Origin of the sequence: Pseudomonas sp. NUPR-001, assembly GCF_052147955.1 — a bacterium.
Lineage (GTDB): Bacteria > Pseudomonadota > Gammaproteobacteria > Pseudomonadales > Pseudomonadaceae > Aquipseudomonas.
The window spans coordinates 1277975-1299291 of sequence record NZ_CP197353.1 but is presented as its reverse complement, the minus strand read 5'-3'; the positions used below and the strand labels follow the sequence as shown (position 1 = coordinate 1299291).

Genomic DNA, 21317 nt, shown 5'->3' with positions numbered 1-21317 from the left:
GCTTGCAACCTGGGTGCATTGGCCGCATAAACAGGCCATGAACCTGCCCGCTCTGAATCACCCGGAACTGCAAGCCTTCCACCCCGCCGTGCGCACCTGGTTCCAGCGCCGCTTCCCGAGTGTGACCGCAGCTCAAGCACAAGCCTGGCCGCTGATTCGTGACGGTCAGTCACTGCTGGTGGCCGCACCCACTGGCTCCGGCAAAACCCTGACGGCCTTTCTGGCGATCCTCGACGAGCTGTTCGAGCAAGGCCTAACCAACGGACAACTGCCCGACCAGACCCAAGTGGTCTACGTCTCCCCGCTCAAGGCGCTGTCCAACGACATTCAGATCAACCTGCAAGCGCCGCTGGCCGGCATCAATCAAGCGCTGATCGAGCAAGGCCACGAAGCGCTGGCAATCCGCACGGCGGTACGCAGTGGCGATACCCCGCAAAAGGAACGCACCGCCATGCGCCGACAGGCGCCGCATATTCTGGTGACCACCCCCGAGTCCCTTTATGTGCTGCTCGGCTCCGATTCCGGACGCCAGGGCCTGGCCAGTGTGCACACGGTTATCGTCGACGAGATCCATGCCCTGGCGGGCAACAAACGCGGCAGCCATCTGGCCCTGAGCCTTGAGCGCCTGCAGGCGTTGTGCGCCCGGCCGCTGCGGCGTATCGGGCTGTCGGCTACGCAGCGCCCGCTGCAGCGGGTGGCTGACTTTCTGGTCGGCCAAGGCCGCAGCTGTGCCATTGTCGACATCGGCCATGCGCGCACGCGAGACCTGGCTCTGGAGGTACCGCCCGTGCCCCTGGGTGCGGTGATGGCCACCGATGTCTGGGACTTGGTATATGACCGCCTGGCAGCCCTGGCCCGAGAACACCGCACCACCCTGGTGTTCGTCAACACCCGGCGCCTGGCCGAGCGCCTGACCCGTCACCTGAGCGAACGCCTGGGCACCGAGGCGGTGGCGGCCCATCATGGCAGCCTGGCCAAGGAATACCGCCTGGATGCTGAACAGCGTCTGAAAAGCGGGGCGCTGCAGGTGTTGGTGGCGACTGCCTCACTGGAGCTGGGGATTGATATCGGCGAAGTCGAACTGGTCTGTCAGATCGGTTCGCCCGGCTCGATCGCCGCGTTCCTGCAACGGGTCGGACGTGCCGGACATCAGGTCGAAGGTACGCCCAAGGGCCGTCTGTTTCCCCTGTCACGTGACGACCTGATCGAGTGCGCCGCCTTGCTCGACTGCGTACGCCGCGGCGAGCTGGACCTGCTGCACGTCCCGCAGGCACCGCTGGATGTGTTGGCGCAACAGATCGTTGCCGAAGTCAGCTGCCAACCGTGGCAAGAGCAAGCGCTGTTCGAGTGCCTGCGTAAGGCCTCGCCCTATGCCGCACTGGACCCCGCGCACTACCAGGCACTGCTGCGCATGCTCGCCGAAGGTTTCAACGGCCGTCAGGGTGTGCGCAGCGCCTACCTGCACCGCGATGCCGTCAACCACAGCCTGCGTGGACGCCGTGGCAGCCAGCTGACCGCACTGACCAGCGGCGGCACCATCCCCGACAACGCCGACTATGCGGTTTTGCTCGAACCCCAGGGCTTGAACATCGGCAGCGTCAACGAAGACTTTGCGGTGGAAAGCATTGCCGGCGACATCTTCCAGCTGGGCAATACCTCGTACCGCATCTTGCGTGTGGAAAGCGGCAAGGTGCGTGTCGAAGATGCCAAAGGCTTGCCACCAAGCATCCCGTTCTGGCTGGGTGAAGCGCCGGGGCGCAGTGACGAGTTGTCGTTCGCGGTCGCCCGCCTGCAGGGCGAGATCGACCAGCGTCTGAGCGAGTCGGCCGATGGATTGCCCGCCGCACTGAGCTGGTTGCAGGACACCCTCGGCCTGGCCGCAGATAGCGCCGAGCAATTGCTCGATTACCTCGCCCATACCCGCCAGGTGCTAGGCGCCCTGCCCTCGCAAGACACCCTGATCATGGAGCGTTTCTTCGACGAGTCTGGCGGCACCCAACTGATCATTCACAGCCCGTTCGGCAGCCGGATCAATCGCGCCTGGGGCCTGGCCTTGCGCAAGCGCTTCTGTCGTACCTTCAACTTCGAACTGCAGGCGGCCGCCAGCGAAGACGCCATCGTCTTGTCGCTGTCCACCAGCCACAGCTTTGCACTGGACGAGGTGTGGCGTTATCTGTCCAGCAACAGCGCTGAATCACTGCTGGTCCAGGCCCTGCTCGATGCGCCATTGTTTGCCGTGCGCTGGCGCTGGAACGCCGGCGTTGCCCTGGCGTTGCCGCGCTTTGTCGGCGGACGCAAGGTGGCGCCGCAGATCCAGCGGATGAAAAGCGAAGACTTGATTGCCGCAGTGTTCCCTGACCAGATCGCCTGCCTGGAAAACATCGTCGGCGAACGGCAGATCCCCGATCACCCTCTGGTCGAGCAAACCCTTGACGATTGCCTGCACCAGGCCATGGACTGTGAAGGCTGGCTGCAGTTGCTGCGGCGTATCGAACAGGGTCAGATCACCCTGATCAGCCGCGACCTGCCAGCACCCTCGCCGCTCGCCGCTGCGATCCTCAATGCCCGACCCTACACTTTTCTCGACGATGCGCCGCTGGAAGAGCGCCGCACCCAGGCGGTTCAGAGCCGGCGCTGGAGCGAGGTAAACAGCAGCGATGACCTCGGTGCCCTGGATGCCGAGGCCATTCACGCTGTAGAACTGGAAACCTGGCCAAACCCCACACGCGCCGATGAGATGCATGAAGCCTTGATGAGCCTGGCCTGCATCAGCCAGGCCGAGGTGAACGCCAACCCCGGCTGGCTGCAATGGCTGGAAGCGCTTGAGCGCACAGGCCGAGCCTGCTGCCTGCAACTGAATGCAACGGCCTGCCTGTGGCTGGCGCGCGAACGCCTGATGTTGTTTAGTGCGTTGTTGCCTGATCGGCAGCGGACGCCTGACTGTGCCGCGCTGCCTGGCTTCGATCAGCCGGTCGAGCCTGAGGCGGCGCTGCTCGAAGTGGTACGCGCACGCTTGAGTGGCTTCGGGCCGCTGGCCCTGGAACAACTGGTCGAACCAATGCAGTTACCTGCTCGCTCAGTCGAACAGGCCCTGCTGCAGTTGGAGTCGGAAGGCTATGTCATGCGCGGCTACTTTCGCCCTGGCGAGCAGCGCCTGCAGTGGTGCGAGCGGCACTTGCTGGCACGCATCCACCGCTACACCGTCAAACGTCTGCGCCGGGAAATCGAACCGGTCAGCCTGCAGGACTTCATGCGTTACCTGTTCGACTGGCAACACGTGGCGCCCGCCGCTCAATTGCAAGGCCCGGCAGCCCTGAGTGAAGTGCTGGGCCAGTTCGAAGGATACCCGGCAGCGGCTGCAGCCTGGGAAGCCGATTTGCTGCCAGGACGAATCAAGGACTACAGCCCGTTGTGGCTCGATGAAAGCTGTCGTGCGGGTAGGCATGCCTGGGCACGCCTGGCCCCGAGTGCCGCCAGCAGCACCTTGCGCAGCACGCCGCTGGTGCTGCTACCGCGCGCGCAGCTGAACCTGTGGCGCGCACTTGGCCCGGCGCTGGCCTGTGAAGACTTGAGCTTGAGGGCGCAAAAGGTGCATGGCGCCCTGAGCGAGCACGGTGCGTTGTTTTTCGACGAACTGGTCAGCGATGCCCACCTGCTGCCCAGTGAATTGGAGGTCGCCTTGCAAGAACTGGTCGCCGCCGGGCTGGTCAGCGCCGACAGCTTCGCCGGCCTGCGCGCGCTGATCACTCCCGCCAGCAAGCGTCAGAACCGTAGCCATCGACGTGGGCGCGGGCCGCTGTTCGGCGGCATGCAAGATGCCGGTCGATGGGCGCTGCTGCGCAAACCATCGAGTGCGGACAAGCGTGACGACAGCCTGGAACACATCGCCCGCACCTTGCTGCGCCGCTACGGTGTGATCTGCTGGCGCTTGCTCGAACGCGAGGCCGACTGGCTACCAAGTTGGCGCGAACTGCTGCGCTGCTATCACCGCCTGGAAGCGCGCGGCGAAATCCGTGGCGGACGCTTCATCAGCGGCCTGGCGGGTGAACAGTTTGCCCTGCCTGAAGCGGTGGCATTGCTGCGCGAAGTGCGGCGCCGACCGCTGGACGGCAGCCTGGTGGCCGTCAGCGCCAGCGACCCGTTGAACCTGGTGGGCACCCTGCTTCCCGGCACCAAAGTGCCCGCGCTGAGCGGTAACCGCCTGCTCTATCGCGATGGCCTGCCCTGCGCCACGCTGATTGCCGGTACCCCGGAATTCCTGATCGAGGTAGAGCCCGCACAACAAAACTCACTGCGCGAGCGATTGATCCGGGAGACGGGACACCCCTGCTGACGACAACTGCGCGAATGATTTTCACTCCGCAACCGAGCTGGAAAGCTTCATCTTTACGGGCTGGCGCTAGCGCGGGCAACCGGGCTATGGTCGAAGATTGTCCAGGCCCTGAGCCTGACCGTGCCATCGCAAGGAACCCGTATGAGCCTGTCACTTCTCAGCCGCTATGCCTTCTTCGCCGCCTGTGTTCTGTTCACCGTGGTGAGCCTGCCTTTCCTGCAGCATGAATGGCTGTGGCCATTTACCCTGACCACCGCGCTACTGAGCCTGCTCGGCCTGTTCGATCTGCTGCAGAGCCGTCACGCGGTGCGGCGCAATTACCCGATCCTCGGCAATATCCGTTATCTGGTGGAAGGCATTCGCCCGGAAATACGCCAATACCTGCTCGAAGCCGACAGCGACGCCCTGCCATTTTCGCGGGCGCAGCGCTCGCTGGTGTATGCCCGGGCCAAGAACGAAGCGTCCGACAAGCCCTTCGGTACGTTGATCGATGTCTATCAGTCCGGTTTCGAGTTCATCGGCCATTCCATGCGCCCGGCACCGTTGAGCGACCCGTCGAGCTTCCGGGTGATTGTCGGCGGCCCGCAGTGCAGCCAGCCTTATTCGGCTTCGGTGTTCAATATCTCGGCGATGAGCTTCGGCTCGCTCAGCGCCAATGCCATCCGTGCCCTGAACCAGGGAGCCAAGCTGGGCAACTTTGCCCATGACACCGGTGAAGGCAGCATCAGCCCTTATCACCGTGAACATGGCGGCGACCTGACCTGGGAACTGGGCAGCGGCTACTTCGGCTGCCGTACCGCCGACGGGCGCTTCGACCCCGAGCGATTTGCCGAACAGGCGCGCAGCCCGCAGGTGCGCATGATCGAAATCAAGATGAGCCAAGGCGCCAAGCCTGGCCATGGCGGTATCCTGCCCAAGCACAAGGTCACCCGCGAAATCGCTGAAACCCGCGGGGTCATGATGGGTGAAGACTGCATTTCACCGTCGCGCCACAGTGCCTTTTCCACGCCGATCGAAATGATGCAGTTCATTGCCCAGTTGCGTGAGCTGTCGGGCGGTAAGCCGGTGGGCTTCAAGTTCTGTCTTGGCCACCCCTGGGAGTTCATGGGGATTGCCAAGGCGATGCTGCAAACCGGCATCTTGCCGGACTTTATCGTCATCGATGGCAAGGAAGGCGGCACCGGCGCCGCACCCGTGGAATTCACCGACCATATCGGCGTGCCGCTGCGCGAAGGCTTGCTGTTTGTGCACAACACCCTGGTCGGGTTGAACCTGCGCGACAAGATCAAACTCGGCGCCAGCGGCAAGATCGTCAGCGCCTTCGACATTGCCAGCGTACTGGCGATCGGTGCCGACTGGGCCAACTCGGCACGTGGCTTCATGTTCGCCATCGGCTGCATTCAATCGCAAAGCTGCCACACCAACAAATGCCCCACCGGCGTCGCCACCCAGGACGCCCTGCGCCAGCGGGCGCTGGTGGTGCCCGACAAAGCGCAGCGGGTGTTCAACTTCCACCACAGCACGCTCAAGGCCCTGGCCGAGATGCTCGCCGCCGCGGGCCTGGACCACCCCTCGCAATTGGAAGCCAAGCACCTGGTACGCCGGGTTTCAGCCACCGAGATCAAGCTGTTTTCACAGATGCATGTGTTCCTCAAACCCGGTGAGCTGCTCAGTGGCAACATCAGTGGCGAGTTCTATTCGCGGATGTGGCAACTGGCCCGGGCCGACAGCTTTGAGCCGAACAGTGAGGTGGCGGCCTAAGCCGAGAACCGCAGCGCAATGCAGAGTGAGGTAGAGACATCCGGAAATACCCTCACTTTGCATTCGCCGACAAAACTTGTAACCCTCCCGCCGCCGATCGGCTTGCGCCGACGGCGCGGAACCCACGCCTGCGGGCGCCTATCCTCTATTGAAACACCCTCGCAAGGCTCTGATCATGAACAACGGTCGCGACCATCGCATCGACTTCTTTCGCGGACTGGCGCTGATCTTCATCTTCTGGGATCACATACCGGGTAACCCGCTGGCCAACCTGACGGTGCGCAATGTCGGCTTCAGCGACGCGGCGGAAATCTTCGTGTTCCTGGCCGGTTACGCTGCCGTGCTGGCCTACGGCAAGATCGCCCTGCGCGATGGCTGGCTGGTGGCCTGCGTGCGCATACTGCGTCGGGCCTGGGTGCTGTATGTCGTGCACATTTTCCTCTTGGTGCTGCTGATGGGCATCGTCTTTGTCGCCAACAATCATGTGCAGACCCGCGACATGATTCAGGAGATGGGCCTCAATTACTTCCTCGCCAATCCGCAGCAAGCGCTGGTGGATGAACTGCTGCTGCGCTTCAAACCCAACCTGATGGACCCGTTGCCGCTGTACATTCTGCTGCTGCTCGGCTTGCCCCTGGTGCTGCCTGCGATGCTGCGCAAAGTCGAGATCGTGGTCGGGCTGTCGGCGGCGCTGTATCTGCTGGCGCCGATGTTCCAATGGAACCTGGCGGCCCAGGAGGGTGGCGTGTGGTTCTTCAACCCACTGGCCTGGCAGTTGCTGTTCATTCTCGGTGGCGCGGCGGCCTTGCATAGCCAACGCCCGCAACCTGCCGACCTGCGCCCGGCTTGGCGGCAGCCACTGTTCATCGCGGCGGCGAGCTATTTGCTGGTGTGTGCCGCCATCGCCCTGTCCTGGCGCTGGCCTGCCCTGCACGATGCGCTGATGCCGCGGCAGCTGGCCGAATGGCTGTACCCGATCAGCAAGACCAACCTGTCGCCTGCGCGCCTGCTGCACTTCCTGGCCTTGGCCTATTGCACGGCCAAGCTGTTGCCACAAGGCGCCTGGGTGCAGAGCTGGCTGGCGCAACAGAGTTGCCGGATGGGCCGCTATTCGCTGGAAGTGTTCTGTTTTGGCGTACTGCTCGCGCCGCTGGCCGACATGGGCAATGCCCTGGCGGACGAACACTGGGCCATGCAGTTACTGACCGCACTGACGGGCGTGGGCTTGATGATGTTACTGGCGGTCTGGCTGGACCTGAACAAACGCTTGAACCGGCCGGTGACGGTGGCGGCGTCCTGAACGATCGCGGGGCAAGCCCACTTGGAATTACAGACGCTGTGGGAGCGGGCTTGCCCCGCGAAGCGAGCACTGCGGTGAATGGCACGGGCTGCGCCCGTGTTCGCGGGGCAAGCCCGCTCCTACCGGTAGGAGCGGGTTTACCCGCGATTGCTGTTACGTACGCGCCAGCTCTACGTTGTCAGCTTTCGGCGCCAGCTTGAACACGTAATACAGCACCGTCAGCATGACCAGGAACGCAGGGCCGATGTACAGCGCCACGCGGGTCTCCTCGAAGTACGCCATCAGGCCCACCACCAGGATCAGGAACGCCAGCGCCAGGTAGGAGCTCAGCGGCCACAGCCACATGCGGTACTTCAGCGCGGCCCGCTCGGCATTGCTCAGGCCGGCACGGAACTTCAGCTGCGCCAGCAAGATCATCACCCAGGTCCAGATCGCCCCGAAGGTGGCAATCGCGGTGACCCAGACGAACACTTTCTCGGGCACCAGGTAGTTGGCCAACACGCCCAGCAGCAACGCTGCAATGGACAGCAGCAAGGCATTACGCGGTACGCCATTGCTGGAAGTACGAGCGAAGGTTGCCGGCGCCTGACCATTCTGCGCCAGGCTGTAGAGCATGCGCCCGGTGCTGAAAATACCGCCGTTGCACGACGACAGCGCTGCGGTGATCACCACGAAGTTGATGATACCGGCGGCGGTTTTGATGCCCAGACGCTCGAAGGTCATCACGAACGGGCTGCCTTGGCTGCCAATTTCGTTCCACGGGTAGATCGACAGGATCACGAACAGCGCGCCGACATAGAACAACAGGATGCGCCAGAACACCGAACCGATGGCCTGTGGAATGGTTTTTTGCGGGTTGCGCGCTTCACCGGCGGTCAGGCCGATCATTTCTACGCCCAGGTAGGCGAACATCACCATCTGCAGCGACATCAACACGCCGGTCACACCGTTGGGCATGAAGCCGCCGTTGCTCCACAGGTTGGAGATACCCATGGCCACGCCATCGTTACCAAAGCCAAAGGCAATGATGCCGATGCCACCGAGGACCATGGCAATGATGGTGACGATCTTGATCAGGGCGAACCAGAACTCGAACTCACCAAAGGCCTTGACCGCGATCAGGTTGATCGCACCCATGCTGCCCAAGGCCGCCAGGGCCCAGATCCAGCGCGGTACATCGGGGAACCAGATGCCCATGTAGATGGCCACGGCGGTAATCTCGGCCACGCAGGTCACCAGCCACAGAAACCAGTAGTTCCAGCCGGTGAGGAAGCCCGCCAACGGGCCAAGGTAGTCTTGAGCGTAACGGCTGAACGAGCCTGCGACCGGATTGTGTACGGCCATTTCACCCAGGGCGCGCATAATCACCAGGATCGCCAGGCCACCAATGATGTACGACAGCATGATTGCCGGGCCGGCCATTTCAATGGCCTTGGCCGAGCCCAGGAACAGGCCGACACCGATACAGGCGCCCAGCGCCATCAGGCGAATGTGGCGCTCGCCGAGCTCTCGCTTGAGCGGGCCGCCCTGGGCGGTCTCAGCGTGAGAAGAAGGGTTGCCGACTGGCATAGAAATACAACCTCATTTTGTTATTGGATATAAACCGTTCGTGCAGGCCTGGCACCGCCGATAGGCGAATACGCTGCCTTGCCGGGTACCACCTTGTGGGCGGACCCGCCTGTCCGCGTTAAAGGCGCGGGCAGAGCGAAAGGGCCGAGCAGTATAGAAAGGCCCATGCAGGGCATTTCACTATAAAGAGCAGGATATTTAGCGAGATTTCTGGATAAAGACCCTATTTATCGAAGGCTTTTCCCGTGTTTTTTCATGGATGGCCAACAGGGCGGCTAACATAGCACCAAAACAGGGCATTACAACCTTCCACCAAAGGAGAACATCCCACTCAATTACAGGAAGTGCCTTACAGGCCTCACAAATTTTTCACCAAATGCGCTCACCGTCTAAGCTTCAGGCAAGCAAGACGAAAATACGTAGCCGGGCAAAACACTATGGGCGCATTGTGGCAATCGGAACCAACGAGTAAGGAAACTCCCACTGAATCCCTTGAAGAATCGCCATCGCCGAAAAGCCCCCGCCAACGTCATCTGTGGTGGCGGCTGGTCTGGCTGGTGCTGCTGCTCGCCCTGATTGCCTTGGGCTATGCCATCGTCAACGAAATGCACACCTCGCGCCTGCAATCTCGCGAACTGAGTCAACTCGCCTCGACCTTGACCTACTCGCTGCAACCCGGGCCGAGCGATGCCATCGTCTATCCGGGTGACGGGCCCTTCGACAAACGCCTGGGCTACAGCGCGCTGGGCGAGTTCCTGCCGCGTCTGCTCAAGCGCGACTACGTGATCAGCGAGCAGGTGCACTTTTCTCCGGCGTTGATGGACTACACCGAGCACGGTTTATTCGTGCCCTACAAAGAAAAGATTCAGTCCGGCCTGTCGATCACCGATTGCAAAGGCGACGTGCTCTATCAGTACCACTACCCGCAATACCTGTACCCGGACTTCGACTCCATCCCGCCGGTGATCGTCAACAGCCTGCTGTTCATCGAAAACCGCGACCTGCTCGACCCCAACGACCCCAACGCCAACCCGGCCGTGGACTGGCCGCGTTTTGCCAAAGCGGCCTACAGCCAGGTCGCCAAGTACCTGGCCCTGCCCGGCCAGTCCGCTGGCGGCAGCACCCTGGCCACGCAACTGGAGAAGTACCGTCACTCGCCTGACGGCCTGACCGTTTCCGGCAGCGAAAAAATACGCCAGATGATTTCTGCCAGCGTGCGCGCTTACCAGGGCGGCCCGCAAACCCTTGAGGCGCGTCAGCGCATCGTGCGCGACTACCTCAACAGCGTGCCGCTGTCGGCGGTGCCCGGGCATGGTGAAGTACATGGCATGGCCGAAGGGCTGCGGGTCTGGTATGGCGCCGACTTTGCCCAGGTCAACCAGGCCTTGGCCTCGACGGAAACCGATCCTGCCAGCATGGCCGCGCGTGGCCTGGCCTTGCGGCAAGTGCTGTCGCTGATGATTGCCCAGCGCCGCCCTTCACATTTTCTATCCAAAGGCCGCAACGAACTGGCCGAGCTCACCGACAGCCATATCCGCGTTCTGGCCGCCAGCAACATCGTCGACCGTCCGTTGGCCGACGCGGCACTGGCCAGCAAGGCGATCTACCGCGACTGGGTGGCACAACCGACCATCCAGCCGATCGTGACCAACAAAGGCATCAGCGTGGCCCGCAGCCGCCTGTCCCTGGCCCTGGCCCGCCCGCTGTATGACCTCGACCGCCTGGACTTGTCGGCCACCAGCACCTTGCAATCGGACTTGCAAGGCCAGGTCAGTCAGTACCTCAAGGACCTTGCCGACCCGGCCGTTGCAGAAAAAGTCGGGCTGTTTGGCGAACGCTTGCTGACCCCCACCAGCACCACCCAGGTGCGTTACAGCTTTACCCTGCTGGAACGCACCGCCAACGGTTCACGGGTGCGGGTACAAACCGACAGTACCGACCAGCCGTTCGACATCAACGAAGGCAGCAAACTGGAACTGGGCTCTACCGCCAAACTGCGGGTGCTGACCAGCTACCTGGAGATCATTGCCGAGCTGCACGACAAGTACGCCAATACGCCCGCCGCCGACCTGAAAAAAGTCGAGGTCGCCGAACTGGACTTCATCACCCGCTGGGCCATCGACTACCTGATCCAGAACAAGGACCGCAACGTCACCGCGATGCTCGATGCCGCACTCAATCGCAAGTATTCGGCCAGCCCCGGCGAAGCCTTCTTCACCGGCGGCGGCATGCATGTGTTCAATAACTTCCGCAAGGAAGACAACAACCGCATTCCAACCCTCAAGGACGCCTTGCGCGAGTCGATCAACCTGCCGTTCATTCGCCTGATGCGTGACCTGGTGCGCTACAGCACCTATCAGGCACCGGGCAACAGCGCCAAACTGCTCAAAGACGATGCCGAGCCACGCCGTCAGGAGTACCTGGCGCGCTTCGCCGACAAAGAAGGCACCGATTACATGCGCAGGTTCTGGAAAAAGTACCAGCGCAAAACCTCGCAACAACGCCTGGACACCTTCCTCGACAGTTTGCGCGTCACGCCTATCCGCCTGGCGGCGGTCCACCGTTACCTGTTCCCCGAAGCCGACCAGGCCACGTTCAATGCCTTCGTTCGTGCTCACATGAAAAAGGAACTGGCAGACACCAAGCGCAAACCGACCAAACAGGACTCGGTCACCGACCAGCGTCTGGACGACCTGTACTACGCCTATGGCCCCGGCAAATTCGATTTGCCGGACCAAGGCTTCGTTGCCAAGGTCCACCCACTCGACCTCTGGCTGTTGGGCTATTTGCTCAACAACCCCAACGCCAGCTTCCAGGACGCCGCGCAAGCCAGCCAGTTCGAGCGCCAGGAGGTTTACAGCTGGCTGTTCAAGAGCCGCCACAAAGGCGCCCGTGACAGCCGCATCCGCACCCTGGTAGAGATCGAAGCCTTCCTCGATATCCATCAGCGCTGGAAGCGTGTCGGCTATCCGTTCGACCACCTGGTGCCTTCGCTGGCTACCGCCATCGGCAGTTCGGGTGATCGCCCGGCCGCCCTGGCCGAGTTGGTCGGGATTATTCAGAACGATGGTGTTCGCCTGCCGACGCTGCGCATCGATACCTTGCACTTTGCTGCCGACACCCCTTACGAGACGCGCCTGGCCGGTGACCCCGATCTGGGCCAGCGAGTGCTCTCGGTGGAAGTGGCGCGCGCGCTGCGCGGTGCACTGTCGCAGGTGGTCGATGCCGGTACCGCACGACGGGTGTCTGGCAGCTTCAAACTCAATGACGGCACGCCGATGGTGATGGGCGGCAAAACCGGCACCGGCGACAACCGCATCGAAAGCTGGGGCGCCGGTGGCCGCCTGCTTGGCTCGAAAGCGATCAACCGTACCGCGACCTTTGTGTTCTTCCTCGGCGATAACCACTTTGGCACCCTCACCGCCTTCGTACCGGGGCGTGCTGCCGAGTCGTTCAAGTTCACCTCGGCGTTGCCGGTGCAGGTGCTCAAGGGAATGGCACCGATCCTCACGCCTTACTTGCAACCGGGCAGCCACACCCTGTGCAAATCACCGCAAGTGGCGCAGCAGTAGTCCTCTGAAGCAACGCCCAGGCACTTATCCAGCGCCTGGGCGTTGCTTTGTCTGCAGTACCGTTCATCCCCTAACTGCGAATTATGAGAATTATTCTCACTCTCACCCTTGCACTAAGATATATCTTGAGTAATATCTAAAGACATCTCTAACGCAAACGGAGTCCTCCATGCGTGAACATCATCCTCACCGTGAACATGGCGAACGCCATGACGGTATCGAACGCCGCCACAGCCGCGAGCGTGGCGATCGCGGTCCGCGGGTCTTCGCCCCGGGCGATCTGAAATTGCTGCTGCTGTCGATGGTGGCCGAGCAGCCGCGCCACGGTTATGACCTGATTCGCCAGATTGAAAGCCTGTTCGGCGGCAACTACAGCCCAAGCCCGGGGGTGATCTACCCGACCCTGACGTTCCTGGAAGAAAGCGAATTGATCGTCGGCCAGGTCCACGGCAGCAAGAAGCTCTACAGCGTCACGGCTGCCGGGCTTGAATCGCTGGCCGAACAAGCGGTCGCCCTCGACGGCGTGCGCATGCGCATCGAAGTCAGCAAGCGCTCACTGTGCGGCCACGACCGCCCGCAGGAAATCCACGAAGCGGTACACAACCTGCGTCATGCCCTGCAGATGCACAGTGGCCGCTGGAACCCGGCAGAAATCGAGCGGGTGCGTACCTTGCTCAACAACACTGCCAAAGCCATCGTCGCAGGGCCTGCTGCGACCCCCACGGAGACTACCGAATGAGTGTCAGCGAAAACGCCACGATTCATCGCGTCAACCATGAGATCAAACATCGCCGCCTGGAGGTGCTGCGGGTCACCGAGCTGACCCCGCGCATGCGCCGTATCACCCTTGGCGGGCCACAACTGCAAGGCTTCACCAGCGTCGGTAGCGACGATCACATCAAACTGCTGTTCGCCTGCTCGGCAGAAGAACAGGCGGCATTGGATAACCTCGACTTCAGCCGCGACGGCGTGCGCCCCACCATGCGCGAATACACCCCGCGGCGCATTGACCTGGCAGCGGGTGAGCTGGACATCGACTTCGTCCTGCACGGTGATGGCCCGGCGTCGACCTGGGCGGCCCAGGCAGCAGTCGGCCAGGTGCTTAACATTGCCGGTCCGCGCAGCTCGATGGTGGTGCCGGACATCTTCGACAGCTATGTACTGATCGGTGACGAGACTGCCATCCCGGCCATTGCCCGGCGCCTGGAAGAACTGCCCGGCAGCCGCAAGGTCCTGGCCGTCATCGAGATTGAAGATGCGCAGGAGCAGCAGCCTTTGCACAGCCAGGCGCAACTGGAGGTGATCTGGGTCCAGCGCCACCAGCAGCACCTGCTGAACGTGGTCAAAGGCCTGACGTTGCCTGAAGGCCGACTGTACGCCTGGGTGGCACTGGAAAAAGCCCTGACCCGCGCAACCAAGCGTCTGTTGATCGACGAAAAAGGTCTGAAAGAGGAGCAGATCAAGGCTGCTGCGTACTGGCGCCTCGACCCGCACGACGACGCGTAACCGGCACCCTCAGGGTTGCGTCCTGGCCTTGGCCAGGCGCCCGCCCTGCCAGCGATCCAGGCCTAACAGCAACAGGCTGATGACAATAAAGCCAAGCAAAATCGCCAGCGCGTTGAGCAGGACCTGCGCATACCCCAACCTGGCCACATCAATGAACGGATAGGGATACACCCCTATCGACTGTCCGCGCATCAACGCCAAGGCAAAGTACCCCAGCGGATACAGCAACCAGGCCAACAGATGCTTGAGGCGCAAACTGCCCTTCTCTACACAACACCACCAGTAACCCACGAACACCAGCGGCATGACGTCGTGCAGCAGTTCGTCAGCCAGCCACTGCCAGCCTTGTGGTTGCCACAGGTGACGTAACAGCAGGCTGTAGGCCAACGCGACCAGCACGATGCTGGCGGCAATAGCCGAGCTGACTGGCGCAGACAAAAACCAGCGCTGTGCCGCAGACGGCCTGCCAAAGGCCGCTTGAGTGAGTACGACTGCAACCAGGGTATTGGTCAGCACGGTGAAGAAACTGAAAAAATTGATCAGGCCGCCGATCAGGCTGGCCTGCTCCTGCCAACGCGCCAACAACACCAGATAGAGTTGGATCGCCAGAGCGCTCCAACCCAGGCAGGCGGCCAGGCCGATCACGACCTCGCGCTGGCGCATCAATCAACGGCCGCGTTGCAACTTCAAGTACAAGCGCTCGACCTTCTCTCGCGCCCACGGCGTACGGCGCAAGAACGTCAGGCTCGATTTGATGCTCGGGTCGCTCTTGAAGCAACGGATGTCGATGCGTTCGGCCAGCCCTTCCCATTGGTAGTGCGCCACCAGGGCGTTGAGGATCTGCTCCAGGGTCGCGCCATGCAGCGGATTGGGGTTGGCGGTAGACATGCCTGTGCTCCAGCGAATCAAAGATGCGCACCTTAACAAACATTCTAGTGCTGTAGGAGCGGGCTTGCCCCGCGATAGCGACGCACCTGACACACCGCAATCGCGGGGCAAGCCCGCTCCTACCAAAATGCAAATGAAACGTTATATTATATCGAAAACACCTCACCCCTAAGGAACCCCATGCGTCGCTTGCCCCTCGCCGCCGCTCTCTACCTCGCTACCCCGCTGAGCCAGGCCGTAGAACTGGACCCGCAAATCGTCACCGCCAACCCGCTGGGCAACAGCGAACTGGCCTCCGCTACTACAGTGCTGGAAGGCGATGACCTGACCCTGCAACAAAAAGGCAGCCTCGGCCAAACGCTGAGCAACCAGCCCGGTGTGGCGTCCACTTGGTTTGGCCCCGGCGCCAGCCGCCCGGTAATTCGCGGCCTGGACGGCGACCGTATTCGCATTCTGCGCAATGGCGTTGGCGCCCTGGATGCCTCGTCACTGTCCTACGATCACGCCGTACCGCTGGACCCAGCCACCGTAGACCGCATCGAAATTGTCCGTGGCCCGGCGGCTTTGCTGTATGGCGGCAACGCCATTGGCGGGGTGGTCAACAGTTTCGATAACCGCATTCCCAGTTCACCGGTCGACGGTATTCACGGCGCCGGTGAGCTGCGTTACGGCGGCGCCGACACGACCCGCAGCAGTGCGGGCAAACTCGAGGCCGGTGATGGCCGTTTCGCCTTGCATGTGGACGCCAACAGCCGTCAGTTCAACGACCTGCGCATTCCCGGCTACGCCCGCAGTTCCAAGGTCCGCGACACCGACGAGCCGGGCAGCCGGCATACGCTGGAAAACAGCGATGGCCGCCAGCATGGCGGTGCGGTCGGTGGTGCCTATCATTGGGATCATGGTTACACCGGGCTGTCGTACAGCCGCTACGATTCGAACTATGGCTCGGTGGCTGAGCCGGGTGTGCGCCTGGACATGCAACAGGATCACTACGGCTTCGCCTCGGAACTGCGCGATCTCGATGGCCCGTTCAGCGCGCTGAAGTTCGATGTCGGCTACACCGACTACCAGCACCGCGAACTGGAAGGTGGCGAGGTACATACCACGTTCAAGAACAAGGGCTACGAAGCACGGGTTGAAGCGCGCCATCAGCCCTGGGGCGCAGTGGAAGGTGTGATTGGCGTTCAGGCCAGCCGCAACGAATTCTCGGCCCTCGGTGAAGAAGCCTTTGTGCCGCAATCCGATACCAACAGCCTGGCGCTGTTCATGCTCGAACAATGGCAAGCCAGCGAACGCCTCAATCTGAGTCTGGGTGGCCGACTGGAGCACACCCGCATCAACCCCGACAGCCAGGGCAGTGAGCGTTTTGCCCAGGCCGACAGCGCCAGCAGCTTCACCGCCACCAGCCTGTCTTCTGGCGCGGTGTATGAGCTGACGCCGATCTGGTCGCTGGCTGCAACCCTGGGCTACACCGAGCGCGCACCGACCTTCTACGAGCTGTATGCCAATGGCGCGCACGTCGCCACCGGCACCTATGAAGTCGGCGATCCGAACCTGAGCAAAGAAAAAGCCATCTCCAGTGACCTGGCCCTGCGCTTTGACAACGGCGTACACAAAGGCAGCGTCGGGGTGTTCTACAGCCATTTCCGCAACTACATCGGCCTGCTGGCCAGTGGCAACTTGCGCGAGGGGCATGATCACAACCATGGCCATGAAGACCACGACCACGATCACGATCATGATCATGACCACGGCGCCGAGGTACCCGAGTATGTGTACAAGGGGGTGCGAGCCCGCTTCTATGGCATCGAGGCTCAGGACCGCTGGCAATTGGTGCAGAACCATTTGGGTAGTTTTGCCCTGGAGCTGTCTGGCGACTACACCCGGGCGAAAAACCTCGACTCCGGCGAAGACCTGCCACGCATTGCCCCGCTGCGCCTGAACAGCGGCCTGTTGTGGGAACTGGAGCGTTGGCAGGCGCGGATCGACGTGCAACATGCCAGTGCCCAGCACCACAAGCCGGCCAACGAAACCAGCACCGACGGCTACACCACCCTGGGCGCCAGCCTCGGTTATCGCTTTGACATCGGGCAGAGTCAGTGGCTGGCGTTTGTCCGGGGTGAAAACCTGACGGACCAGACTGTGCGCTACGCCAGCTCGATCCTGCGCGACATCGCCCCGGCGCCGGGGCGCAGTGTAGAAGTAGGCCTGCGCACCACCTTCTAACCTCCAGTAGGAGCGGGCTTGCCCCGCGATCGCGGTGTACCAGATACACCGCAATCGCGGGGCAAGCCCGCGCCTACGGACTGTTACCGATCCGGCAACGGTCCCTCTTATTGATTTGACTTTTTTTATTACAAATTCACCTATATCCTCTGCGCCGCAAGCTGAACCGCTTCAGTTATCCATCCCTAAAGCCTTTTCGCCGAAGTTCCTCAGGATCCGGCGCGCTTGCCGTTTTTCAATAATCAAAAGATAGCGCTATCTCATGCCTCAGATTCATCGTTCTCGCCTATTCCCCGCCCTGTTGGCCTTCACTTGCCTGGCCCCCAGCGCCCAAGCCGCCGCGCCCTTTGCCAGCGACTCCCCCTGGATGCTCGGCGACTGGGGTGGTACGCGCAGCGGACTGGCCGAGCGCGGCTACGACTTCACCCTCGGCTACACCGGCGAAATGGGTGCCAACCTGCACGGCGGGTATGACGACGACGAAACTGCGCGCTACAGCGGCCAGTTCGCGCTCGGCACACACCTGGACCTGCAAAAAATTCTTGGCTGGCACGACGCTGAGTTCCAGCTCACCGTGACCGAGCGCCACGGTGACAACATCAGCAACGACCGGATCAACGACCCACGGGTCGGCGGTTTTACCTCGGCGCAGGAAGTCTGGGGCCGCGGCCAAACCTGGCGGCTGACCCAGATGTGGATCAAGCAGAAGTACTTCGACGGTGCCCTGGATGTGAAATTCGGCCGCTTCGGTCAGGGTGAAGACTTCAACAGCTTCCCCTGCGACTTCCAGAACCTGGCGTTCTGCGGATCCCAGGTGGGCAACTGGGCCGGTGACATCTGGTACAACTGGCCCGTCAGCCAGTGGGCCCTGCGGGTCAAATACAACCTCACACCCGAGCTGTATGCGCAAATCGGCGCTTTCGAGCAAAACCCTTCGAACCTGGACCGTGACAACGGCTTCAAGCTCAGCGGCAGCGGCACCCAGGGTGCCGTGATACCCGTCGAGTTGGTCTGGAGCCCGGCGCTCAATGGCCTGAAAGGGGAATATCGCGCGGGTTACTACTACAGTAATGCCAACGCAACCGACGTTTACAAAGACAGCAACGACCAACCGGCAGCGCTGAGCGGCCAGGCTTATCGCAGCAGTTCGAGCAAACATGGTTTCTGGCTCGGCGCCCAGCAGCAGGTTACGTCGCAGGCTTCCGACCACTCCCGTGGCCTGAGTGTGTTCGCCAACGCCACGGTGCACGACAAGAAGACCAATGCCATCGACAACTATGTTTCGGCAGGTGTGGTGTACAAGGGGCCCTTCGACGCCCGCGCGCAGGACGATATCGGCTTCGCCCTGGCCCGCGTGCACGTCAACCCTGCCTATCGCAAGAACGCCAAAGCGCTCAATCAGGCCAACGGCGTCAGCGACTACAACGATCCCCTGTTCCGTCCGATCCAGGACACCGAGTACAGCGCCGAGCTGTATTACGGCATTCACCTGGCGGACTGGCTGACCGTGCGCCCGAACCTGCAGTACATCCGCCACCCCGGTGGCGTGAGCCAGGTCGACGACGCGCTGATCGGCGGGATCAAGATTCAGAGCAGTTTTTAATCACCCCTTCCACCTTACGGAGAACATACGATGAGCACAGAAGGTGCCTTGAGTAGAACCCGCTGGCTGCCGCGCCTGATTGGCGTGCTGTTGCTGCTGATGGGCTTGGCCCTACTGGCGGGCGGCATCAAGTTGAGCCAGCTCGGCGGCTCGCTGTATTACCTGATTGCCGGTATCGGCTTCGCCCTGTCCGGCATCCTCCTGATTGCCCTGCGTCGCCATGGCCTGGGCCTGTACGGCTTGGTGTTGCTGGGCAGCACCCTGTGGGCGCTGTGGGAAGTCGGCCTGGACTGGTGGCAACTGGTGCCACGTCTGGCGCTGTGGTTCGCCCTCGGTGTGGTCCTGCTGCTGCCTTGGGCGCGTCGCCCGCTGCTGGGCAACCCGTCGAAAATCAACCCGGCGCTGCTCAGCCTGGCCGTGGTCCTGTCGGGTGCCACCGCCGTGGCCAGCCAATTCACTCACCCGGGTGAAATCAAAGGCAAGCTGGGTCGCGACAGCACCGGCCTGAGCAGCACCGCGCCGCAGATGCCCGATGGCGAGTGGCAAGCCTACGGTCGTACCGAATTCGGCGACCGCTATTCGCCGCTGCGCCAGATCACCCCGGACAACGTGCATAAACTGCAGGAAGCCTGGCGTATCCGTACCGGTGACCTGCCGACCGACAACGACCCGGTCGAGCTGACCAACCAGAACACCCCGCTCAAGGTCAACGGCATGCTCTATGCCTGCACCGCGCACAGCAAAGTGCTGGCCCTGGACCCGGACACCGGCGCCGAAATCTGGCGTTTCGACCCGCAGATCAAAAGCCCGACCGGCTTCAAGGGCTTTGCCCACATGACCTGCCGCGGTGTCTCGTACTACGACGAGAACAACTACCTCAGCGTCGACGGCAGCCCGGCACCGAAAATCTCCGACGCCGGCCAGATCGTCGCCCGCGCCTGCCCGCGCCGCCTCTACCTGCCTACTGCCGATGCGCGTCTGATTGCCCTGAACGCCGACACCGGCAAGGTCTGTGAAGGTTTCGGCAACCAGGGTGTGATCGACCTGACCACAGGTATCGGCCCGTTCACGGCCGGCGGTTACTACTCCACTTCACCTGCAGCGATTACCCGCGAACTGGTGATCATCGGCGGCCATGTTACCGATAACGAGTCGACCAACGAGCCGTCCGGGGTGATCCGCGCCTATGACGTACACGATGGCCGCCTGGTATGGAACTGGGACAGCAACAACCCGGACGACACCGCACCACTGGCGCCAGGCAAGACCTACAGCCGCAACTCGGCGAACATGTGGTCGCTGGCCAGTGTCGATGAAAAACTCGGCATGGTCTTCCTGCCGCTGGGCAACCAGACTCCGGACCAGTGGGGCGCCGACCGCACCCCGGGCGCCGAGAAGTTCAGCGCGGGCATCGTTGCCCTCGACCTGACCAATGGCAAAGTGCGCTGGAACTACCAGTTCACCCACCACGACCTGTGGGACATGGACGTCGGCAGCCAGCCGACCCTGCTCGACCTGAAAACCGCTGACGGCGTGAAACCGGCGCTGATCGCCCCGACCAAACAGGGCAGCCTGTACGTGCTCGACCGTCGTGACGGCACGCCGATCGTGCCGATCCGCGAAATCCCGGCCCCGCAAGGCGCCGTTGAAGGCGACCACACGGCCCCGACCCAGGCCCGCTCCGACCTCAACCTGCTCGGCCCGGACCTGACCGAACAAGCCATGTGGGGCGCCAGCCCGTTCGACCAGATGCTCTGCCGCATCCAGTTCCGCGAGCTGCGCTATGAAGGCCAGTACACCCCGCCGTCGCTGCAGGGCAGCCTGGTGTACCCAGGTAACGTCGGTGTCTTCAACTGGGGCAGCGTCTCGGTCGATCCGGTGCGGCAAATGCTGTTCACCTCGCCGAACTACATGGCCTTCGTCTCGAAGATGGTACCGCGCGCAGAAGTGGCGGCGGGCAGCAAGCGCGAGAGTGAGACCAGCGGCGTGCAACCCAACACCGGTGCGCCGTATGCGGTGATCATGCACCCGTTCATGTCGCCGCTGGGCGTGCCCTGCCAGGCCCCGGCCTGGGGCTATGTGGCCGGTATCGACCTGACCACCAACCAGGTGGTGTGGAAACACAAGAACGGCACCAGCCGCGACAGTTCGCCGATTCCGATCGGCCTGCCGATTGGCGTACCGAGCATGGGTGGCTCGATCGTCACCGCGGGTGGCCTGGGTTTCCTCAGTGGCACCCTGGATCAGTACCTGCGTGCTTACGACAGCAACACCGGCAAAGAGCTGTGGAAATCGCGCCTGCCAGCAGGTGGCCAGGCCACGCCGATGACCTACACCGGCAAGGACGGCAAGCAGTACGTGCTGGTTACCGCCGGTGGCCATGGTTCGCTGGGAACCAAAATGGGCGATTACGTAATCGCTTACAAATTGGCTGAGTAAATTCATCGCGGGGCAAGCCCGCTCCTACAGGCGTTTGTAGGAGCGGGCTTGCCCCGCGATCTGCCCAACCATTGAAACCACCAGAAAGCCGCCCCATCTAAGCACCATAGTCATTTGCAC

The 21317-nt window shown here is 62.3% G+C and carries 12 protein-coding genes; 9 read left to right on the top strand and 3 right to left on the bottom strand.

The genetic code is table 11. From position 1 onward, the window contains the following. Positions 1-37: 37 nt before the first annotated feature. From ACP6KB_RS06005 to ACP6KB_RS05995, 3 genes are all read left to right on the top strand, one after another. Positions 38-4333, top strand: coding sequence for a DEAD/DEAH box helicase (locus ACP6KB_RS06005; protein WP_442112499.1), 4296 nt, complete (start codon positions 38-40; stop codon positions 4331-4333). A 141-nt stretch (positions 4334-4474) separates the two neighbouring features. Further along, complete coding sequence (locus tag ACP6KB_RS06000) at positions 4475-6094, top strand: FMN-binding glutamate synthase family protein (RefSeq protein ID WP_442112498.1); 1620 nt, start codon at positions 4475-4477, stop codon at positions 6092-6094. A gap of 175 nt (positions 6095-6269) precedes the next feature. Continuing rightward, positions 6270-7394 (top strand): OpgC family protein, encoded by a 1125-nt coding sequence (locus tag ACP6KB_RS05995; protein ID WP_442112497.1) that lies wholly within the window; start codon positions 6270-6272, stop codon positions 7392-7394. Between the two features lie 153 nt (positions 7395-7547). On the opposite strand, the gene ACP6KB_RS05990 is transcribed toward ACP6KB_RS05995, so the two are convergent. Then, the gene (locus tag ACP6KB_RS05990; protein ID WP_442112495.1) at positions 7548-8963 is read right to left on the bottom strand and encodes an amino acid permease; all 1416 of its coding nucleotides are present in this window, start codon (positions 8961-8963) and stop codon (positions 7548-7550) included. Positions 8964-9400: 437 nt separating this feature from the next. Here ACP6KB_RS05990 and ACP6KB_RS05985 point away from each other — a divergent pair, with 437 nt between their 5' ends. From ACP6KB_RS05985 to ACP6KB_RS05975, 3 genes are all read left to right on the top strand, one after another. Beyond that, entirely contained in the window at positions 9401-12535 is a 3135-nt protein-coding gene (locus tag ACP6KB_RS05985; RefSeq protein WP_442112493.1) for a transglycosylase domain-containing protein, read from the top strand. 169 nt (positions 12536-12704) lie between these two features. Then, positions 12705-13274: a PadR family transcriptional regulator gene (locus ACP6KB_RS05980; RefSeq protein ID WP_442112492.1), complete on the top strand. Its 570-nt coding sequence runs from the start codon at positions 12705-12707 to the stop codon at positions 13272-13274. Further along, complete coding sequence (locus tag ACP6KB_RS05975) at positions 13271-14041, top strand: siderophore-interacting protein (protein ID WP_442112491.1); 771 nt, start codon at positions 13271-13273, stop codon at positions 14039-14041. The genes ACP6KB_RS05980 and ACP6KB_RS05975 overlap by 4 nt, the downstream gene beginning before the upstream one ends. A gap of 9 nt (positions 14042-14050) precedes the next feature. Here the strand turns inward: ACP6KB_RS05975 and ACP6KB_RS05970 are convergent, their stop codons facing one another. Together ACP6KB_RS05970 and ACP6KB_RS05965 are read right to left on the bottom strand one after the other, a co-directional pair. Beyond that, positions 14051-14704 carry a Pr6Pr family membrane protein gene (locus ACP6KB_RS05970; RefSeq protein WP_442112490.1) on the bottom strand — a complete coding sequence of 218 codons (654 nt, stop codon included), beginning with the start codon at positions 14702-14704 and terminating at the stop codon, positions 14051-14053. Positions 14705-14707: 3 nt separating this feature from the next. Beyond that, complete coding sequence (locus ACP6KB_RS05965; RefSeq protein WP_442112489.1) at positions 14708-14929, bottom strand: VF530 family DNA-binding protein; 222 nt, start codon at positions 14927-14929, stop codon at positions 14708-14710. A 180-nt stretch (positions 14930-15109) separates the two neighbouring features. On the opposite strand from ACP6KB_RS05965, the gene ACP6KB_RS05960 reads away from it, so the two are divergent. The 3 genes from ACP6KB_RS05960 to ACP6KB_RS05950 all read left to right on the top strand — a co-directional run bounded on the left by ACP6KB_RS05960 (position 15110) and on the right by ACP6KB_RS05950 (position 21197). After that, positions 15110-17155, top strand: coding sequence for a TonB-dependent receptor (locus ACP6KB_RS05960; protein WP_442112488.1), 2046 nt, complete (start codon positions 15110-15112; stop codon positions 17153-17155). Positions 17156-17417: 262 nt separating this feature from the next. Next, on the top strand, positions 17418-18758 hold the full coding sequence (locus tag ACP6KB_RS05955) for a carbohydrate porin (RefSeq protein WP_442112487.1): 1341 nt from the start codon (positions 17418-17420) through the stop codon (positions 18756-18758). 30 nt (positions 18759-18788) lie between these two features. Then, the gene (locus ACP6KB_RS05950) at positions 18789-21197 is read left to right on the top strand and encodes a glucose/quinate/shikimate family membrane-bound PQQ-dependent dehydrogenase (protein WP_442112486.1); all 2409 of its coding nucleotides are present in this window, start codon (positions 18789-18791) and stop codon (positions 21195-21197) included. Positions 21198-21317: the final 120 nt, after the last annotated feature.